At 56.2% G+C, this 17,647-nt stretch carries 11 protein-coding genes and 4 pseudogenes; 6 read left to right on the forward strand and 9 right to left on the reverse strand.

Annotation, left to right across the window (positions count from 1 at the left end; all coding sequences use genetic code 11):
• Positions 1-46: 46 nt before the first annotated feature.
• The 3 genes and pseudogenes from repA to repC all read left to right on the forward strand — a co-directional run.
• Positions 47-1,218, forward strand: a pseudogene (repA, locus tag ACK83U_RS18855) (plasmid partitioning protein RepA); the annotation flags it as partial.
• 2 nt (positions 1,219-1,220) lie between these two features.
• Complete coding sequence (repB, locus tag ACK83U_RS18860; protein ID WP_112611004.1) at positions 1,221-2,255, forward strand: plasmid partitioning protein RepB; 1,035 nt, start codon at positions 1,221-1,223, stop codon at positions 2,253-2,255.
• 186 nt (positions 2,256-2,441) lie between these two features.
• Positions 2,442-3,665 carry a plasmid replication protein RepC gene (gene repC, locus ACK83U_RS18865; RefSeq protein WP_112611002.1) on the forward strand — a complete coding sequence of 408 codons (1,224 nt, stop codon included), beginning with the start codon at positions 2,442-2,444 and terminating at the stop codon, positions 3,663-3,665.
• Positions 3,666-3,849: 184 nt separating this feature from the next.
• Here repC and ACK83U_RS18870 read toward each other — a convergent pair whose 3' ends face one another.
• From ACK83U_RS18870 to ACK83U_RS18910, 9 genes and pseudogenes are all read right to left on the reverse strand, one after another.
• Entirely contained in the window at positions 3,850-4,020 is a 171-nt protein-coding gene (locus ACK83U_RS18870; protein WP_181476491.1) for a hypothetical protein, read from the reverse strand.
• 566 nt (positions 4,021-4,586) lie between these two features.
• Complete coding sequence (locus ACK83U_RS18875; protein ID WP_112611000.1) at positions 4,587-5,084, reverse strand: HIT family protein; 498 nt, start codon at positions 5,082-5,084, stop codon at positions 4,587-4,589.
• A gap of 630 nt (positions 5,085-5,714) precedes the next feature.
• Entirely contained in the window at positions 5,715-7,436 is a 1,722-nt protein-coding gene (locus tag ACK83U_RS18880) for a peptidoglycan D,D-transpeptidase FtsI family protein (RefSeq protein ID WP_112610998.1), read from the reverse strand.
• Between the two features lie 393 nt (positions 7,437-7,829).
• Positions 7,830-8,624, reverse strand: coding sequence for an IS21-like element helper ATPase IstB (gene istB, locus ACK83U_RS18885; protein WP_112611403.1), 795 nt, complete (start codon positions 8,622-8,624; stop codon positions 7,830-7,832).
• A complete protein-coding gene (istA, locus tag ACK83U_RS18890; RefSeq protein WP_112611405.1) occupies positions 8,614-10,134 on the reverse strand; it encodes an IS21 family transposase in 1,521 nt (506 codons plus the stop codon). The genes istB and istA overlap by 11 nt, the downstream gene beginning before the upstream one ends.
• A 717-nt stretch (positions 10,135-10,851) precedes the next feature.
• Positions 10,852-11,139, reverse strand: a pseudogene (locus tag ACK83U_RS18895) (IS6 family transposase); the annotation flags it as partial.
• A gap of 154 nt (positions 11,140-11,293) precedes the next feature.
• The gene (locus ACK83U_RS18900; protein WP_112611654.1) at positions 11,294-12,121 is read right to left on the reverse strand and encodes an FkbM family methyltransferase; all 828 of its coding nucleotides are present in this window, start codon (positions 12,119-12,121) and stop codon (positions 11,294-11,296) included.
• A 233-nt stretch (positions 12,122-12,354) separates the two neighbouring features.
• A pseudogene (locus ACK83U_RS18905) lies at positions 12,355-12,531 on the reverse strand (IS5/IS1182 family transposase); the annotation flags it as partial.
• A 21-nt stretch (positions 12,532-12,552) separates the two neighbouring features.
• Positions 12,553-14,178 carry an ISL3 family transposase gene (locus tag ACK83U_RS18910; RefSeq protein ID WP_412474957.1) on the reverse strand — a complete coding sequence of 542 codons (1,626 nt, stop codon included), beginning with the start codon at positions 14,176-14,178 and terminating at the stop codon, positions 12,553-12,555.
• Positions 14,179-14,306: 128 nt separating this feature from the next.
• On the opposite strand from ACK83U_RS18910, the gene ACK83U_RS18915 reads away from it, so the two are divergent.
• The 3 genes and pseudogenes from ACK83U_RS18915 to ltrA all read left to right on the forward strand — a co-directional run bounded on the left by ACK83U_RS18915 (position 14,307) and on the right by ltrA (position 17,588).
• A complete protein-coding gene (locus ACK83U_RS18915; RefSeq protein ID WP_412474958.1) occupies positions 14,307-15,398 on the forward strand; it encodes a hypothetical protein in 1,092 nt (363 codons plus the stop codon).
• 140 nt (positions 15,399-15,538) lie between these two features.
• A pseudogene (locus tag ACK83U_RS18920) lies at positions 15,539-15,796 on the forward strand (IS6 family transposase); the annotation flags it as partial.
• A gap of 532 nt (positions 15,797-16,328) precedes the next feature.
• The gene (ltrA, locus tag ACK83U_RS18925; RefSeq protein WP_112611032.1) at positions 16,329-17,588 is read left to right on the forward strand and encodes a group II intron reverse transcriptase/maturase; all 1,260 of its coding nucleotides are present in this window, start codon (positions 16,329-16,331) and stop codon (positions 17,586-17,588) included.
• The last annotated feature ends 59 nt before the right edge of the window (positions 17,589-17,647 follow it).

Raw genomic sequence — 17,647 nt, forward strand, 5'->3', positions numbered from 1 at the left:
ATGGCGATAGCGAACCGCACGGAGACAATAGCTCCTTCAAAGGAAAATGCAGCCAGCAAGATCGCGCGGCATGCAACCGTACTGTCTGGTCAGCTCCAGCAGCTCAGAACGCGTATGTATCCGCCGAAATCCGAGAAGATGCTACGCCAGTTCCTGACCAATGAAGTGTCAAAGCTCACGTCTATCCCGGATTCGACATTGAAGCTGATGTCGAGTGAAGGCCGCGGTCCTGTTCCCAGCCGGTTGGAGAACAATCACCGGGTCTATACGCTTGCCCAGATCAACGAATTGCGGGAACTGTTTGCCAAGCAGAAGCCTACGGAAGCGCTTCGCTTCCTGCCTCGGCGCCGACCGGGCGAACATCTGCAGGTCATGGCGATTGCCAACTTCAAGGGTGGCAGCGCCAAGACGACGACCTGCGTTCATCTCGCGCATTATCTCGCACTGCATGGCTATCGCGTGCTTGCCCTCGATCTCGATCCGCAGGCATCGCTTTCGGCCATGTTTGGCGCGCAGCCGGAAATCGATGTCGGCGCCAACGAAACCATCTATGCGGCACTTCGATATGAGGCGGCCGAAAGGCGTCCCATCCGCGAGATCATTCGCAAAACCTATTTCGACGGCATTGACCTTATTCCGGGCAACCTGGAGGTCATGGAGTATGAGCACGAGACCCCTCGCGTCCTGGCTCAAAAATCCGGCTCGGGCGTGATCTTTTTCGAGCGCCTTAAGCTAGCGCTGGCGGAAGTCGAAAGCGATTACGACATCGTCATCCTCGACACGCCGCCGTCGCTCGGATTTCTGACCCTCAGCGCTATTTATGCCGCAACGAGCATGATCATCACGGTACATCCGGCCATGCTGGACGTGGCATCGATGAGCCAATTCCTGCTCATGATGGGCGACCTGATCAGCGTGCTCAACGAAAGCGGTGCGCAGCTCGATCATGATTTCATTCGCTATCTGGTAACGCGTCACGATCCGAACGATGCGCCACAGTCCCAGGTCGTTGCGATGTTGCGCCATCTCTTCGGCACCGATGTCTTGTTGCCGACGGCGATAGAGAGCACCGCAGTCGAGGCCGCCGGACTTGCCAAGCGCTCCCTCTACGAGCTGGAAATGGGGCAGATCGGCCGAGACACGCACAAGCGCGCGCGTGAGGCCGTCGACGCCGTCAACGAGGCGATCGTGCAACTCATCAATGCAAGTTGGGGACGTGGATGAGCAAAAGCCCGAGAAAATCCATCGTCGCCAGTTTCGGTCTGCTCTCAGCGGAGTTGGAAAGCAGCGAAAACAAAACGGATTCATCGCCGCCGGCCCCTGCCCCCGCGCAAGCCGGCCGTGTCGGTGCCGGTGTGATCGGGGCCGCGCATCGGGCGATCGGTGACATACGCGCCGAGCGTGACCGGCTGCGTGCCATTGTCGAATCCGGCGAAGGCTGGATACAGGACCTCGATCCTCAGGTGATCGATGCTTCTCCTTATCCGGATCGCCTGCCTGACGATGATCCTCAGGATTTCGAGAGATTCAAGCGTTCCATTGAGGAAGAGGGCCAAAAGGTTCCGATCCAGGTTCGACGGCATCCCTCTTCAAGCGATCGATATCAGGTCGTTTACGGCCATCGCAGATGGCGGGCTGCTCTAGAGCTCGGTCGCACCGTCCGTGCCATAGAAGTCGAGATTTCCGATCTCGATCTCGTTCTGGCGCAGGGCATCGAGAATGCCAGCCGGCAGGACCTGACATGGATCGAACGCGCCTTGTTTGCCTCGCGCATGGATGATGCGGGCATCAAGGCGCGCCACATCTATGCGGCTCTCTCGATTGAGGATGCGGAGCTTGCGCGAATGCGGAGTGTCTATCGCGCAATTCCGGCAGATATCATTGAAGCGATCGGCAGGGCTCCGAAGATTGGCAGACCGCGTTGGCTGGATCTGGCGAAGGCCATATCCGCAGCCCCGAATGCTCTTGATGTGGTGCGCGCCGCTCTCTTGGATGCAAACAGGGCCAATGAAACCTCGGACCAGCGCTTTCAGGTGGCGCTGAAGGCAATCAAGCCTCCGTCTGAGCCGCGCAACACGCAAATTGCGATTTCCGATACATCCGGAACTAGGTTGGGTGTGTTCATGACCTCCCCTCGGGAAGTTCGAATTTCTGCCGAGGGCAAACTGGGTACGGAATTCGTGAGATTTATCGAGGAGGAGTTGCCCGATCTTGTCGAGCGCTTCACTCGTTTCAGAGACAAACGCAACCCCTGACAGCTGTCAGGGTTTTCTGATTGGAAAGGAAACTAGCAAAAGAAAAAAGGCCCCCAAACGTTGCCGTCGTGGAAGCCTTCTCTTCAATGTAGCAACTGAAGAATCGCATTTCCCCGAATCACAGTCAAGAGTTTTTGGCACCGTTTTTGGTGATCGTATTTCTTTTGCCTCTTGAAGGTGAAGAAAATGCAGAACGGAAGTGTGACGACGCCCTTTGGGCGGCGGCCGATGACGCTTGCCTTAATGAGACGGCAGGTCGCCACGTCCGCGATCGAACCAAACAAGACGGCCGATAAATGGAAAGTCTTTCGAGACATATCCGAAGCACGAGAAAAGCTCGGTCTGCAGGATCGCAGCCTGGCGGTACTCGACGCGTTGCTGAGTTTTTATCCCGACAATGAGCTTCGTCAGGACGCCAAGCTCATCGTCTTTCCATCCAATACGCAATTGACCTTACGAGCCCATGGCATTGCAGGCGCCACGCTTCGCAGGCATCTGGCATTTCTCGTCGAGGCTGGCCTGATCGTTCGTAAGGATAGCGCCAATGGCAAGCGCTATGCGAGAAAAGGCCGAACAGGTGAGATCGAAAACGCATTCGGCTTCGATATCTCACCGCTGTTGTTGCGCGCCGAAGAACTTGCAGTCATTGCTCAACAGGTCGTGGCTGATCGGATCGCCTTTCGGCGGGCCAAGGAGAGCCTGACAATTTGCCGGCGCGACGTCCGTAAACTGATTGCGGCGGCTATCACGGAAGGCGTCGAGGGCGACTGGCCTCGGATCGAAGAAATCTATAGCGCCCTCCTCGCGCGCATTCCTCGCTCCCCGACGATGTCTGAGATTACCTCTATTCTCAGTGATATGGAGCTACTGCGCGGCGAAATCATCAACCTGCTGGAAAAACAGCAAAAAATTGAAAATTATAGCACCAATGATGCCCATGGTGAGCGCCACATAAAGAATTCGAATCCCGAATCCTTTAATGAACTTGAACCAGGCTTTCGAACAAAGTTGGAAGCAAGATCTCGGAAAACGGACGAGCGACAAAAAGAGCCGATGCGCATCTTCCCGTTAGCTCTCGTGCTGAAGGCATGCCCCGAAATTAGCTCCTATGCCCCTGCAGGCGTGATCAGCAATTGGCGAGATCTCATGTCTGCAGCCATCGTGGTACGATCGATGCTGGGTGTCACGCCCTCGGCCTATCAGCAGGCTTGCGAGACGATGGGGCCGGAAAATGCCGCCGTGACGATGGCCTGCATTCTCGAGCGATCAGGGCATATCAACTCAGCCGGTGCTTATCTACGTAATCTTGCAGGCAAGGCAAAACGCGGCGAATTTTCACTTGGTCCGGTACTTATGGCGTTGCTTCGCACAAACGCGGGGTACGGCGATATCGTATTAGAAGTTTCATGACATATCAGATCGGCTTGCTGAGATGCGCTGGTTCCGAGACACCAACGGTACACGATCGGAATGAGCCTTCGGGTCAACACAGGAAAGAAGCACCAGGATATACATCCTCTTGTGCGATATGGCTGCGGCAAGCCATTCAGCTTTGGCCATCGAACCTTGCCGACGGCCAAAGCTGCACATTGGATTAGCGGCAGACGCGCTCCTTGCGAACTACCCAATGGCCATGAACCCTATGCTTTACGGTCTTCACAAAGCAATTGTGGTGATGACGATGAAATGGAGCTGCCTGGGAGGGAGCGCTGACGGCAACGACCGAAGCCAGGGCGATGGCAGTGGAGAGAAGCAGGCTTTTCATGTGAAACCTCATAAGCATTGGGGGTGATGCTGCGTGTTTACGCATGACTTTGATGACTGATTAAGGCTTAACCGAAAATGAATAGCACCCTTACGATTTTGTAATGAACTTTAGCGCCAGCAACTCGCTCGACGAATTTTCAAAAGGGGTAGAATTGAGCTTCAGAGATTAGATCCCGGTTTAATCGACAATACGCAGTGCATTATGTCTCATCACTATTCCAGCGAGATCGAGTCATTGGAACGGTCATGGACGAATGTGGGAACGAAACCGGCGAATAAGTGCGCTCGGATTACTCGCTCAGACACCTATTTTCTTCTCTACTGAAAACGAAATCGGAGCTAGTGGGTGCACATTCCCGCCATCGCTAAAAAGTTTAGTCAACCCGGTATCGCTTATGGAAGCTAATACCCATATAGCTTCAGGATGAGAGATTTTCGTTGAAAAATCCGACAGTTAGACAGTGGCGAATTCGGGTATGAATAGCGAGGCGCTCCGCTTGTTTTGTGATGTATAGCAAGGCAGGGGAGGGAATAGTCAAGCAAATTGTCGTTCAGCAACATCTTTCATATGGCCTGCAAACGGAGACGTATTGTCTTGCGCAGAAGGTCGATTGCTTCGGAAACGGTCGGTCCTTCGATCGGAGGCGGCAGCGCGCGTTCGCAGAACTCCCGCCAGACGAACAGGGTTAGTTCGGCGCCGTCCGTTTCGCTTTCCGCCTCCCCTTCCGTAAATTGCCCGAGGAGCCGATATCGGGCGTCTCGCCAGAACAGTTTCTCGACCCACTCATAGATAGGAATGATATGGAAATGAAAAGCGAGTCCGGAGCTGTGACCATAGCGCCCGATATAGACGCGCGGAACGCGGAGTTCCTCTTTCAGGGCAGCTTGAGACAGCGCCAACAACGGACCGATTTCGCGCAAATCGTCATCGGATAAGTCCGACAGATCATCTGCAGATATCTTCGAGGCAACGACAAGATAGCCGGGGAGAGCAGAGTTCGCGCGATGACCTACAACCCATCCGTCGGTTTCAGCGATGAAAAACTGTGAAGCGGGCCTCATTTCGGATCTCCTGTTCCTGCTATTGTTCGCCGGCTATTTTTACCCCGCGTCCAGCGCAAAAGCGGTGTGGAATTCGGTGGGCATGAGCCGGCCCCCTTTATTGGTCTGAATGAAGGGGCAGACAGTATGGTCCTTTCCATTTGCAATTCTTACTGGGCGCCCGGCAGATTACACCGAGGAAATAGACGGCGGTAACGATATGATGTGAAGTTCTCTAGCGTTGACGGCACCTCAAAGTCGTTTGTAGTGGCTTCGGAAAAGCTCTCTCCAGTTTCGCGCTCACAACAAACCCTGACAGCTGTCAGGGTTTTCCAATAGGCGTATGTGGGAGGCGGTATGGAAAGATCTACCCTGCGTAAGGCGACGGGCCGGAAGACAACATATGTCATGCTGCCTATCAATAAGCTTTGACCGCAAACCCTGACAGCTGTCAGGGTTTTGATTGTACGGGATTCCTGGCATTGATGCGCCATGCGGCAGAGCAGAAACCCGGTCAGTCTTGCCAGGAGGATTTCGGCGGGAAGATAAACGGCAGGCTGAATCACGCGGGCGGACCGCCATTTTATCCCGCGTGGCTGCAGCTGCAGCGGCGTCCGCCGCCGCAGCCACGCTTCGGAGCGAGCGTGATCCTTAATATGCGGCCAGAAAGTTCGATCCGAAATCCGGCTCAACACCGAGCAGCGGCGCGGCGTGGGCAATGATGTCGTGAACCATGGGTGCCGCCGTGTTGGTCGCGAAGGTTAAATTGTGTTGGCCTGTCAGCGGCTGGTCGACGAAGGCCAGCACCACGTATTTCGGGTTATTCATTGGAAACGCCGCCAGGAATGAATTGAAGCTGAGCTTGTGCGAGTAAACCCCGTGGATGACCTTGTTTGCGGTGCCGGTCTTCCCGCCGACGTGATAGCCGGGGACGTCGGCAGGTTTGCCAGACCCTTGCTCACCGTTCAACTGGAAGAGGTAGCGGATCGTGTCGCTGGTGCTCTTCTTGACGATCATCGTTTCGGTCTTTTCCGCCTCTTCCTGCGTGCGCGGCAGGAAGGTCGGCTCGATCAGCTTGCCGCCGTCAATGAGGGCGGCACCCGCGACGGCGGTTTGCATCGGCGTGGTGGCGACGCCGTGGCCGAACGCTATGGTTATGGAGTTGAGCTTCTTCCAAACTCTTGGCTGGCTCGGCGCTTTCACCTCAGGCAGTTCCGTCTGCATTTTCGACAGCAGACCGAAGCGGGTCAGGTAGCTCTTCTGGATGGTCATGCCCACCTTGTCCATCATTTTGGCCGTGCCGATGTTGGACGAATAACGGAAGATTTCCGGGATCGACAGGACACGCCGCGGCACGTCGCGGTCGTCATGGATGGTGAAGCCGCCGTAGTGCAGGGGAGAGCTGGCGTCGAAGGTGTCCGTCAGCTTGACCGTGCCGGTATCGATGGCCATCGCGATCGAGAAGGTCTTGAAAACCGATCCCATCTCGTCGGTGCCGTTCGACATGCGGTTCAGCCAGCCTTTGACATCAGTCTGCGGATCGTTTGGATCGAAGTCGGGTGCCGAAGCCATGGCCAGGACTTCGCCGGTGTGGATGTCGAGAATGACGGCGCCGGCCGCCTGACTCTGGTAGCGGCCGATCGCATCCGACACCACGTCGTGGACGATGTTCTGAACGCGCAGGTCGATCGAAAGCCGCACGGGCTCCAGTTGGTCGCGGCTCGTCAGGCCCGTCGATGCGAGATCCGACAGGCCCTGCATGTCGAGATATTTCTCCATGCCGGCGACGCCGTGATTGTCGATATCGACATAGCCGAGAATATGGGCAGCGGTTCGTCCGCCCGGATAGAAGCGCTTGACCTCAGGCCGAAATCCGATCGCCGGAATGCCGAGCGCCAGGATTTCGCTCTGTTCCTTCGGCGTCAGCTGCCGGCGCAGCCAGGCAAAATGCGAGCGGCGATCAGCAAGCTTCTTATAAAGGGATTTGCGGTCGATATCGGGAAAGATCGAGGCGATTTTTTCCACTGCCTCGTCCGGATCGATTACACGGTTGGGCTCGGCAAACATCGAAACTGTGCGGATGTCCGTTGCAAGCAATTCGCCGTTTCTGTCGACAATATCCGGACGCGCGGCGCTGACATGATCCGGAGGAATTGCCGAGGTGTCGGTCCTCGGCTCCATGTCGAAATAGGTAAGCCTGGCGAAGATCGCCACATAGCAGACGAGCAGCCCACCCGCGAGCATCATGATACGCGCTTTGGCAAGTTTCGCCTGGCCCGTCGCGCGCACCGGCGGGCGCTCGCGGCCCACAGGACCAAAGGTGATTCTGATGAGGCGACCGCTATTTGCGCCGAGGGCGTGGATGATCGACATGAACGATAATTCGCAAAAACTGGGAGGGCGGGTTTGCCTCTCGATTAACAATCTTTAAACGCAAGATGGTTAACAGGAGTCTAATCATAAGCTCCCATTACCATCCTCGTGCGTGAAAGAGAGTGCACCAAGCGGACTTCCGGCCGGCAAGTGATAAAGTGGAAATGCTAGTGGGAAGGACACTTTCTGAAAAGCGACGATTGGCGTCCGGAGGACAACAGTACGTCCAGGCGCCTTACAGTAGTATGCGAGGCAGATTTTGGGACTGGTAGCCCCCTCTACCCAGCGTCTACCCCTTCATCTCTCGTCCCCATGCACCGTTGTTGGTTTTCACGCGGAACAGAGCCGGTTTTTCCACCGAGAAGTGAGCCACGTTTAAATATGGTTTTCTGATCAGGCTTTGGTCAAGGGATTGGTTTTTTCTCCTCTCTTTTGGGCTGCTGCGGCCGAGCTGGCCTTGAAGCGGAAGCTGTCGTTTCCTGTTTCCAGGATATGGCAACGGTGGGTCAGGCGGTCGAGCAGAGCGGTCGTCATCTTGGCGTCTCCGAAGACCGTGGCCCATTCGCTGAAGCTGAGGTTGGTGGTGATGATGACGCTGGTGCGCTCATAGAGCTTGCTCAGCAGGTGGAAGAGCAGCGCTCCGCCTGACGCGCTGAATGGGAGGTATCCCAACTCGTCCAGGACCAGCAGATCGAGGCGAACCAGTGTCTCAGCGATCTGGCCGGCCTTGCCTTTGGCCTTCTCCTGCTCGAGCGCATTGACCAATTCGATCGTCGAGAAGAAGCGGACCTTTCGGCGATGATGCTCGATCGCCTGGACACCGAGGGCGGTCGCGATATGTGTTTTTCCTGTGCCAGGGCCGCCGACGAGCACGATATTCTGCGCTCCGTCCATGAACTCGCATCGGTGCAGTTGGCGCACCGTCGCCTCGTTGATCTCGCTGGCGGCGAAGTCGAACTCGGAGATGTCCTTGTAGGCCGGGAAGCGAGCAGCCTTCATGTGATAGGCTATCGAGCGAACTTCGCGCTCGGCCATTTCAGCCTTCAGCAACTGGGACAAGATCGGCACGGCCGCATCGAAGGCTGGAGCGCCTTGCTCGATCAGGTCGATGACGGCTTGAGCCATGCCGTACATCTTCAGACTACGAAGCATGATGACGACGGCGGCGCTGGCAGGATCATGACGCATGGCGACCTCCCGCGATCCGGACACGCAAGCCATCGTAGCGTTCTACATTGGCCTTGGGTTCGCGAAGCAAGGTCAGCGCTTGTGGCGTATCGATATCGGGACCATCAGTGGTTTTGCCGTCGATCAATCGATGCAGCAGGTTCAGCACATGCGTTTTGGTTGCCACGCCCGCCTCCAGGGCCAGTTCCACAGCGCGAAGGACGACCTGTTCATCATGATGGAGCACGAGAGCAAGGATATCGGCCATCTCACGATCACCGCCGGGGCGGCGAAGCATCTGATCCTGCAATTGCCGGAAGGCCAACGGCAATTCCAGGAAAGGCGCTCCATTGCGCAGGGCACCAGGCTTGCGCTGGATGACGGCAAGATAATGCCGCCAGTCGTAAATCGTCCGCGGCGGCTTGTCGTGGCTGCGTTCAATGACCCGCAGATGCTCACATAGGATATTGCCTTCTGCCGCAACAACCAGTCGCTCGGGATAGATCCGCAGGCTGACTGGCCGGTTCGCAAAAGACGCAGGCACGCTGTAGCGATTACGCTCGAAGGTAACCAGGCATGTTGGAGAGACGCGCTTGCTCTGCTCGACGAAGCCGTCAAACGCAGCGGGGAGCGCCATCAATGCCGGTCGCTCTGCCGACCAGACGTGCGCGATCGTACCGGGCAAGGTGCCGTGCGCTGTGTCGCGCCACAGATCCTGACAATGCTGCTCCAGCCAGGCGTTCAACGCCGGCAGATCGGGAAAGTCCGGCATCTGTTGCCACAACCGCGGTCGAGCATCCTGGACGTTCTTCTCTACCTGACCCTTCTCCCATCCTGCCGCTGGATTGCAGAACTCAGGCGCAAAGACGTAGTGGTTCGTCATCGCCAGGAAACGGATATTGACCTGCCGCTCCTTGCCGCGGCCGACGCGATCGACCGCCGTCTTCATGTTATCGTAGATGCCGCGACCAGGTACGCCACCGAACACGCGGAAACCGTGCCAGTGGGCGTCGAAGAGCATCTCGTGCGTCTGCAGCAGGTAAGCCCTGATCAGAAACGCTCGGCTGTGCGATAGCTTAATATGGGCGACCTGCAGCTTTGTGCGTTCGCCGCCGATCACGGCATAATCTTCACTCCAATCGAATTGGAATGCTTCGCCAGGCCGGAAAGACAGCGGAACGAATATGCCGCGGCCAGCCGTCTGCTGCTCAACCCGCCAGTCACGGGCGAACGCGGCGACCCGACCATAGGAGCCGGTAAAGCCGAGAGCTGTCAGATCAGCATGAAGCTGCTTCAGCGTTCGGCGCTGCTTGCGCGACTTCCCGGCCTCAGTCTTCAGCCAGCCCGCCAGTTTGTCGGCAAAAGGATCGAGCTTGCTCGGTCGTTCCGGTACCGCAAACTTCGGCTCGATCGTGCCGGCGCTCAAATACTTCGCGATCGTATTGCGTGACAATCCGGTTCGTCGGCTGATCTCGCGCACCGACAACTTCTCGCGCAGTGCCATCCGACGGATGATGTTTAAAAGTCCCATGTGGATCACTCCGTTGCCCCTGTCGCTCACCGCGTTGGGGGAAGGTTCACATGGCTCAATTCTCAATGGAAATTATGCGCCTGACCGGCTCAGTTCCGCGTGAAAACCAACAGGCTTGCATGGCACACACTCCGCAGTGCTGATTTTGCCCTACAAAATGATGTGGGCGAGTAGATATTCTGTCAACACAATCTTTGCGGTACTGAAAACATGATAATAAGCTAAAGATCGAATTTTCTCCGTCAGTGCACACCCTGTAGTTGATCAAATAAGATGTCGGTAATGTACGGCCGAGCTGAGCCAGGAGCTGTCGGAGAAGCGGTGATTAAGGCGGTCCCTGCATGTTTAATTGTCAGTGAGCTTGTTTGTAGAAACTACTGACGCGATGACGAAATCTGTGCCAGGCCGCTCCGCAGAGCGAGATTTGATTCGTTGATGTTCGCACTTTCGGCCCAAGCCCATCTCGAAACATTCACAGCGCAAACAAACATTCTGCAACCAACTCACTTCTACGATCTCGTCCTCTGCGAACTCCGATACCCCAGGCCCCAAGTCTACGATGACACCGGACGACTTATGATGACATGCTCCATTCATGTGGATCCGACCAGGAATCTTGCTCTCGTCGTACTCCCGCTGAAGCAAAATCAGAAGCTCCCTTTCACAAGGCGCAGGCATTGCGACAAACCTCCTACGCGAAGCATGGCTCCTGATAGGCCATAGCCAGTATTTCTTTCCCTTGATCGTCACCACCATCTCATCGAGCTGCCACTTGTCGGCAAACTGGCCTCGTGAGCGGCGTCGGAGCTGATGAGCGAACTTCAAGCCGAATTTCGCCGCCCATTCCGCGACGGTCTGAAACGAGACGGCGATGCCGCGCTCGGCTAACAGATCTTCGACATCGTGCAAGCTGAGCGGAAATCGATAGTAGAGCCACACGGCATGGGCAATGATCTCAGCGGGAAAGCGATGGCGTCTGAAGTGGGCATGCGAGGCTTCGGTCATGACTATCCGAATATCAAGCCGATCCCAACCACGCGGTTAAGGCGACGCCACCAATATTAAGCATGGTTATCTCAATCAGAAGAAGGGCTAGAATTTTCACGAGAACGTTCTGGCCCTCGTCTGTGCGGGGCCACCACTCGAAGCAAGATTACCTTTATAGCCTTGTCGCGTGGCGGTCCTTGGGCAAGAAGAGCAAATGCGGACGCCCTTCCAGCTTGGTTGTTTGCACCAATGGTATGGCCGCAACGCCATCGTTTCGCTGAATCCAGATGTCGTATTTGGTAATATCTATCAGTCCCCAGATATCTTCTGGCTCCGCGCCGAACTCGCCAACGATGTCGCAATGGATCTCGATCGACAGCGCCGGTGTTCTCCGTAAGATTTTCTCTGCTCCGCGCAGAACTTCGAATTCGAACCCCTCGACGTCAATTTTTATCACGTCTGGCCAAACGGTGTTGGTCTCTGCCCATTCGTCGAGGGTTACAACAGGAACCGCAATGCCACCCCGACTGGTTACCTTCGCATTTGAACGCGATTTGATATGCAATACGCCAGGCTTTGCTCCTACCGCCGCGTTGATAGCAACGGTATTACTAATCTGATTGATTTCGAGGTTCTTCTGCAATGCATCGAAGTTTTCGGGGAAGGGCTCGAAGCTAACCACTTTCCCTTCGTCCCCAACCATTTTCGAAAGGAGAATGCAGTCACGTCCATGATGACTACCACATTCGAAAACAGTGGCATCAATTAAGCCGAGCAGCGCTATAGCATCCATTTCGTGGGAATGAATGTTAGCATGTCTCGCGTACCAATTCTTTGCGAGAGGCGTCGTGACAGCGAAATTGAACCCGATACCGTTGACCGTGAGTCTCGTTTCGTAAGGAGCGAATCTAATCGACGTCACTGCATCGTTCAACCTTGACGAAAGGGCCGCCTTCCACCAGCGGGCATCAAAGTACTTCGCGTTCGCCTGAATTGCCACCGACGATTTCTCCCCTGAGCGAAAAGATGCGAAAACATTACACGCCTCGCGCAGGCTTAGAAATACGCAGTTGGTGGCGGACCGGAGTAAGCGGTTGCTATCCAATCGGTTACCGGGATAACACCTTCTGGTGGTCCTTACACTAACTGGATTGACAACTTGACATCTCTGTCAAGGATGGGCTTTGGTGCGCGGTTCGTTGAAAGAACGGAATTCCGTCTTTGATGCTGTTGCTACGGCGTTGCAGTCTTGCAGCGGACGGATTTCGGGCGTGCGCATGCCAGCATTCTATTGAGGACCGAGCAGCCGATGGCGACTTCCGTCCGCTGCGCTCCGAATGAGCGCGCCCGCAGCCGGTGTCCGATAATCGATTTGTAACGACCGATCGCGGTCTCGACCAGCTGTCGTTTTGCATTTAATCGGGCTCTTCCTCAATTTCTGTGATTCAGCGGCAGCATTCTCGCCCTCATCAGCTCTGGACCGGCGCGACCGTACATTGCTCGCTTCAGCATCTTGAGGCGGTTGATCTGCCCTTCGGCTTGCCCGTTGCTCCAAGGGAGTTCGATTGCATTTTTGACGGCATCAATATCCCGGCGCAAAATGCTGGCGAAACGCATGATTGCCGTGAGCTCGGTGTCGACGGCATCGTCCATCCATTCATCCAGTGCTTGCGAGCTCCTGCTGCGCAATATGCCGTTGAAGCGCATAGCCAAGCCACGCATTATGGCGAATGCTCGAGAGCCCTGCTTCAAGGCATTGACCTTTCTGGCCTGACGATCTGTCAGCATGCCGCGCGGTTTTATGCACAAAGCTGCAGCCACTACGGACGAGATCATATGGCCCGTATCGGGATCGCGGACGGGTTCTGAAACATCCATTTCCGGAGTCGGCTCGTCGGGTTGAATGTTTTCGACTTCACGCCAAACCTTCAACAGGCGCTCCAGATTGGAGCGGCTGCCGGTATAGCAGCGGTTCTTGATGTCGTAAAACAGATGGCGCCCAACCCGGTTTCCATTCTTCCAGCACTCAGCCAGGAATGTTTCAAAATACAATGGCGATGTCGAATTCAACGCTGCCCGGTTTCTGTCACGAGGTGCATTGGAAGTAAGCCAATTCACGATGCTGCGGCGCTCGTATCCGGTCCGCCTTGCAATCTCGCTGTAGGTGAGGCCCTGCTGGCGCAAAGCTTGAAGCGTGTCGAAAATTTCCTGACGAGATTGCCTGTGCGCCAAGCGGGCACGGCGCTGTTGTGACCTGGCGCTGGCGATAGCATCTTCGGAGAGTATCGGCCTAATATGGGCGTGACCATAAACGCTGATCTGCTCCTTGATTGCCTCCCTGAGATTTTGAACCAGATGAAAACGATCAGCCACCTGGCGGGCTTGGGGCGCCCCCTCTCGGGCTGCCTGTGCATACAAGCCGCAGCGATCTCGGCTCACGACCTCGATCGTCGGACGCTCTTGCAACCAAGATTTTGCGCTCTCGACGCTGCGGTCCTCCAGAACATCGACGACCGAATGACGCTCAAGATCGACCATGATTGTCCCGTATCGCGAGGAATGCCGCCAGCTCCAATCATCAATGCCCACGACCCGAATAGTGTCTTTTTGTATGGATGCCGGATTACCGCGCTTCAACTGCCGCAAGATCGTGTCGTCGCTGACCGGCATACCGAGCCGATGCATCAAGTTCTCTCCTGGACGACCACCTAGTCTGTGGCCAATCAAGCCGACAATCTCCGCCATCCGCCCAGTTCGTCGCATATAGGGTGCAGCAATCCCGGGCAATCTGTCGGTGAAGGTTCGTCGCCCGCATTTCCTGTGTCGACACTGCCATCGGTTCAGAGCGAGTTTGATTCTCACCACTTGACCTTGAACAGGCAAGTCCTGGAGGCGGCGGTTGTGCCAGCCGTGCCTGTGTCGGCTTCGTGTTCCGCAATCTGGGCAGATGCCGACCGGTTTCGCAGCAGCCGAAACAACCCAGTTTTCTTCATCATGAAGCGTGATACCCAGAATTTTGACCCCTGGGCCGGGTGACCATTTCGATTGCGTTCGCATCCCCGCAGATAGCAGTCGTGGCGCTAACACTCTGTTAACCACAGAAATTGAGGAAGAACCCGGTTAAATGCAAAACGACACCTCTAGATATTTGAAGATGACCGTTTTCAGATAGTTTTTTCATGCTTATGTTGCAACAGGTCTCGCTGCGATCGGGCAAGTTGAGATGGGGCAAAGCTATAGGCAACATGCGCGTTGTCAGATTACCCGCTATGAAGGAAATAGTTATGCAGCCTCTTGCTAAACCCGATGACATTCCACTGATGTTCGAGGCGGCCGTTGCCAAATCCCGCAACGAACTGTTTCTGGCCTGCTCTAATCGGGACGAGCGCTTTGATGGCTTCGCTCGCCTTTGCCTGTTTCGGGCTGAGAAAGATCCGCCCTGGACCTATTTCGACCTGCCAGTCACGATTGCGGACGCTACGTCATTCGTGCCGCAGCCGGATCCCGACGCTGCTGTGACGACCAGTTATGTTTTTCTGGAAGAGGACGGCGATGTTTTCTATTTGCCGGCCGGACGCGAGCCGGAGACAGAGCGAATTGTCGGCTCCGGTCTCTGGAGCGATGATTCCGAAGGGTGGGGCTACGTCAAGGCCATTACGCAGATCGGCAATCGACTCCATGCCTGCGGTGGTGGTGGCCAAGTCTACCGACGGCTTGAGACGGGGGTATGGGAACACATCGATGAGGGGCTGCTGCAGGTTAAGGGTGACCAGCATGATCTCAGCCTCAGGACGATCGCCGGTCCCAACGAACAGGAGATCTATGTCGGCGGCTGGCGTGCGAACGTGGACGACGGCGTTCTTTACTATTGGGGCAGCCATGGATGGGAGGCGGTCGCACACAATATTCCTGCGATCAGCAGCATTCATATCGAGCACGAAGCCTCGGTATGGGCATGCGGCCGCCACGGCACCCTGCTGCATGGCAATCACATTGACGGATTCAGAAATGTCCTAGAGCCCGTGCGCTCCCGCGAGTATCTGAGCGTCACCATTTATGGCGATCAGCTCTTCCTGGCGACAAATCTCGGGCTTTACGTCTATGTCGACGGCTCCGTCAGCCCCGTCAAAACAGGATTGGTTCCGGAATTCGAGGACGGCCACATCTTGCAGGTCGTCGATGGAGTGCTCTGGGCCATTGGCTACGAAGACATCGTGCGTTTCGACGGCAAAGCTTGGGAGCGAATCCCGTTTCTCGGAAATCCCCCGATCGGATGAACGCTTAGAACCGTATCGAAATGGGATATGGACTGGGTTAGAGAGGCAGCATTGCGCGTCGGCCGCTTTGAGCCCACCGAATGGCTGCGTGGGCATCGTAACGTTAACCTGTCGGCGATTGGCCTGTGCGATTTTGTGGCATGACCCAAACTGCTCGTGATCTGCTGTATCGCCGCAACCGTTTCCCAGCTGAAGTGATTGCTCACGCCGTCTGGCTCTATCTTCGGTTCCCGCTCAGTTTGCGGATGGTCGAAGATTTGCTTGCGGCACGTGGGATCATCGTCTCGCACCAGACCGTGCGCCTTTGGGCCGATAAATTTGGTCGGCACTTTGCGAATGAAATCCGGCGGCGCTCCGCCGGTCGGCTTGCCGCCAAGTGGCACCTCGACGAGAGTGTGCCGCGAGGCACCCACAGCAGTGTGGGAGCCGAGCTGCACGGAAGATGAGGGTATGGTCCCTCGAAGCCGACCGTCAGGGGTAGGTTTCAAACCACTGCAAGCTGCAACGGTAAAGAGCCGTGGTGGTGAGCGTTGCAGAAAAGGCGGACGTTAGTCCGTCAGGTGAGGTTTAGAGAGACGAGCGCAAGCGAACCGCTGATGACGTGTCGAAAAGTGCAAGATGATGTCGAAACCGGGAGGAATTCGTTAGCCCGGGACAAGTCTGGGGGGCGACCTGATTTCTGCCCAGGCGGCATCCGGCATGAAGGCGGCGTGACTCTTAACCAGGCTTTCGTGTGGAACGCGGGAACCTGTCGCTCCGATGTTAAGGGAGAAACCCAAGCCGGCGGTCCCTGCGAGGGTGAGATTACCGAAGCGGAGCACAGGGGCGGAGCAGCCCGTAGTAGTGCTGAAGGTCCTGTAATGGGGCTGGAGCGAAGGGGCTGCGTTGTTCAGCTCTGGAGCGTGGACAACCGGCGACGGGAGGATCCTCGTGGATAGAGCAAAGCCGTACGCGATCCCGAAAAGGGAGGTGTGGGAAGCATATAAGAGGGTTAGAGCCAACCAAGGAGCGGCTGGTATTGACGGCCAGACGATTTTGGACTTTGAGGCTGATCTTACGAACAACCTGTACAAGCTCTGGAATCGGCTGGCGTCGGGCAGCTACTTTCCGCCGCCGGTGCGGCGGGTCGACATACCCAAGAGCGATGGGAAGACGCGCCCGCTGGGCATACCCACGGTCGCCGATCGCATTGCGCAGATGGTGGTCAAACGCCATCTGGAACCGGCGGTGGAGCCTGAATTCCATCCGGATTCCTATGGGTATCGGCCCGGCAAATCGGCACTCGATGCGATCAGCGTGGCGCGGCAGCGATGCTGGCGTTACAACTGGGTTCTTGATCTCGATATCAAGGCTTTCTTTGATAGCATTGAACCGGACCTGCTGATGCGGGCTGTGCGCAAGCACACCGATTGCCCGTGGGTGCTTTTATACATTGAACGATGGCTGAAAGCGCCAGTGCAGATGCCGGACGGAAATCTCGTCGCCAGAGAACGAGGAACGCCACAGGGCGGGGTAATCAGCCCTCTCTTGGCAAACCTCTTTCTTCACTATGCGTTTGACATGTGGATGTGTCGGAATTTCCCGAACATTCCGTTTGAGCGTTATGCTGACGACGCGATCTGTCATTGTCGGACCGAGGACCAGGCGATGGCGCTTCGGAACGCTCTGGACGCGCGTTTTACTGATTGTGGGCTGACGCTTCATCCTGACAAGACCAAAATCGTCTATTGCAGGGATGAAAGTCGGCGAGGCACTCATCCGGTCTACAAGTTCGACTTTCTCGGCTACGCTTTCCGGCCGAGACTTGTGAGCAAGAAGGCCGGGGGCATGGGTGTTTCATTCGGTCCTGCGGCCAGTCCGACGGCGCTCAAGGCGATACGGGGCACGATCCGTAGTTGGTCCTTGCACCTTCGCAGTGACAGGGCTCTCGATGATCTGGCACGGATGTTCAACTCGTACATCCGCGGCTGGATCAATTACTATGGTCGGTTCTGTCCTTCAGCTCTCCAACCTACGCTCTGGAGTGTCGAGCGATACTTGGCCCGATGGGCCTCGGGAAAGTACAAGTCCTTGCGTGGGCATAAGCGGCGATCCCGGCATTGGCTTTTGCGCATCGCGCAGCGCCAACCTCGGCTGTTCGCCCATTGGCCTCTGCTTCATGGATACGGTCGAACAATGGGAGCCGGATGATGCGAGAGTATCACGTCCGGTTCTGAGAGAGCGTGGGGGTGAAATTCCCCTGCGCCACT

Origin of the sequence: Rhizobium sp. WW22 (assembly GCF_047041135.1) — a bacterium.
Lineage (GTDB): Bacteria > Pseudomonadota > Alphaproteobacteria > Rhizobiales > Rhizobiaceae > Rhizobium.